This window comes from Lentiprolixibacter sp., from assembly GCF_982873095.1.
This window is the reverse complement of sequence record NZ_CEYNTP010000353.1, coordinates 1-2,113: the sequence shown is the minus strand read 5'-3', so window position 1 is coordinate 2,113 and position 2,113 is coordinate 1. Positions and strand designations below refer to the sequence as shown.

Sequence of the window (2,113 nt, the reverse complement as noted above, 5' to 3'; positions counted from 1 at the left end):
GTTGGTCCTCTACATTCAGAGAGATATCATACTCACTTGTCTTGTCATAGGTTTTCCATTCAAAGGCACCCCAGACCAACGCCATAACAATGGCCAGCCCAATTACAAAATACAACCCGCTATTTTTGGTCAGGTCAGCTTTTGGATTCTTCTTTGGTTCCATCTTCGTCTACGTATTAAATGTTCGCTAATATAACTATTAATTTGAAAAACATGAAAAAGCGAATTAATGTTTCCAATTTTGTTAACGCTCCCTTTTCAACCAGAGCCACACAAGGAGAATACCCATAACCCCGCCAGCCGTATTCGCCAGCACATCGTTGATCTCTCCGCTGCGGTCATGGGTTAGCATACCTTGTATCACCTCAAGTATTGTACCATAAATCACAACAAATAAAAGGCTAGCAATAAGGGCCCCGGAACGGCTATTACGTGATTTGCCCACTCCCCTGAAGAAGAAAACCCCCAATATCGCAGCAACAAAATAGAAGATAAAATGTACGCCTTTATCCAAATGAGGGATATTCAGACTCCTATTGGGATCGTCTGGAAAACTTATCAGGCTGAGGACGGTGATCAGGAGCACCCAGGAAAGAAATGCCCAGGTAAATATTCGATTTTTAGCCACCTATCAGGGCTTTGTAATCCTCGTGGGAAAGGAGGTCTTCTGACTCCGAAGGATCACTGATCTTGATTTTTATCATCCACCCTTCCCCATAGGGATCAGAATTCACCTTTTCCGGTTCATCCTCAAGGGATTCATTGAATTCCACAATCTCACCACTTAAGGGAAGAAAAAGGTCAGATACCGTTTTTACGGCTTCCACAGTTCCAAATACTTCTTCCTGGTCCAGGGTTTCGTCCACGGTCTCTACTTCAACATAAACAATGTCACCCAACTCGCCCTGGGCAAAATCTGTGATCCCCACTGTGGCGATCTCACCTTCGAGGCGGACCCATTCATGGTCTTTCGTATACTTGAGTTCGGAAGGAATATTCATAATGCTGTTTTTGATGTGAACAAATGTAATTTATCTTTCCTTCTCATCAAAGAAAAGAACGCCCCGGCTTAAGGTAAAAATGGGTTGGTTTGGAAAATTTCCCCTGGTACGCCTTGGTATTAGTTTCCGAAATTATACCTGAGGGTAAATCCTGTGTTGATCGTGGTCTGCGGGAATGCGGTAGAGACGGCAAACTGGGAGAACGAATGGTCGTAGAAGAACAGGGCATTCAGGTTCTTACTCAGGGCGTAATCTGCAGTGAATTTGATCGAAAGCAGGTTCTGTCCGGAAGTGATCTGGTTGCTATCCACATCCAGGTTCCTGATGATGGTAATATTATCCCGGAGACTAATATCTGCCTTGAGGTTAAGGTCGCCCTTCAGGCGCTGTTTTTCACCTCCGAAATTGGTCACCAGTTTTACGTCCTTAAAACGATAGCCCAGCCCCAGGGTGTATTCCTTTCCATTGATTTCCGTAAGCAGGTTATTGTCAAAACTCAGGGACAGTGCTCGGTCTGCTCGGACCTCTGCCAGCACACTCAGGGAGTTTTTCATTTCAAAATCCACCCGGATCAGTGGATTAAATTGATCTGTCAGCACCACATTATTGATGATATTCTCTGGCAGGAAATCCTGATTTTCGGGGTCGATAGGATTGTTTTGCCGCTCCAGGTTGGTCTGGAAGGAATTGATGCTGTACGCCGCCCGATACCCATGGCTTAGGGAGAAACGCTTGAATTTCTTTTTGAACCACTTGTTCCTCATGAGCCCGGTATACTTGATGTTCCAGTTAGGGATAGGGATCTCACGGAAGGCATCTAAGTTCACCCTATTTACATCCTGACCCGAATAGGCGGCAAAGAAGGCGGGTAATAGTACCTCCTGGTTAGTCTTGCCGTAACGCGTGGGAAAACCATCGGCATCCAGGCCTTCGTCTGGTTGGGAACGGTCAGAAAGCAGGCGGTTTGCGATCACAATTCTGTTCTCCTTAAACGTTTCAAAGTTGTCTGAAGACACCTCATCGCTTTTGTTGAAGAATGTACCGATCATCAGGGTGGAAATGCTGAAATTGCCAAAAGTATTGGGCGTCTGCTGTATGTACTCCCCGTCCTC

Annotated in this window: 3 protein-coding genes and 1 pseudogene; all 4 read right to left on the bottom strand. The window is 45.5% G+C overall.

What is annotated here, in order from left to right:
• A pseudogene (locus tag AC4E7D_RS14330) lies at positions 1 to 163 on the bottom strand (energy transducer TonB); the annotation flags it as partial.
• 81 nt (positions 164 to 244) lie between these two features.
• Complete coding sequence (locus AC4E7D_RS14325; RefSeq protein ID WP_490174455.1) at positions 245 to 628, bottom strand: VanZ family protein; 384 nt, start codon at positions 626 to 628, stop codon at positions 245 to 247.
• Entirely contained in the window at positions 621 to 1,001 is a 381-nt protein-coding gene (gene gcvH, locus AC4E7D_RS14320; RefSeq protein WP_490174454.1) for a glycine cleavage system protein GcvH, read from the bottom strand. Before gcvH ends, AC4E7D_RS14325 begins: the two co-directional genes overlap by 8 nt.
• 119 nt (positions 1,002 to 1,120) lie before the next feature.
• On the bottom strand, positions 1,121 to 2,113 hold a 993-nt coding region (gene sov, locus AC4E7D_RS14315), incomplete at its 5' end, for a T9SS outer membrane translocon Sov/SprA (protein ID WP_490174453.1).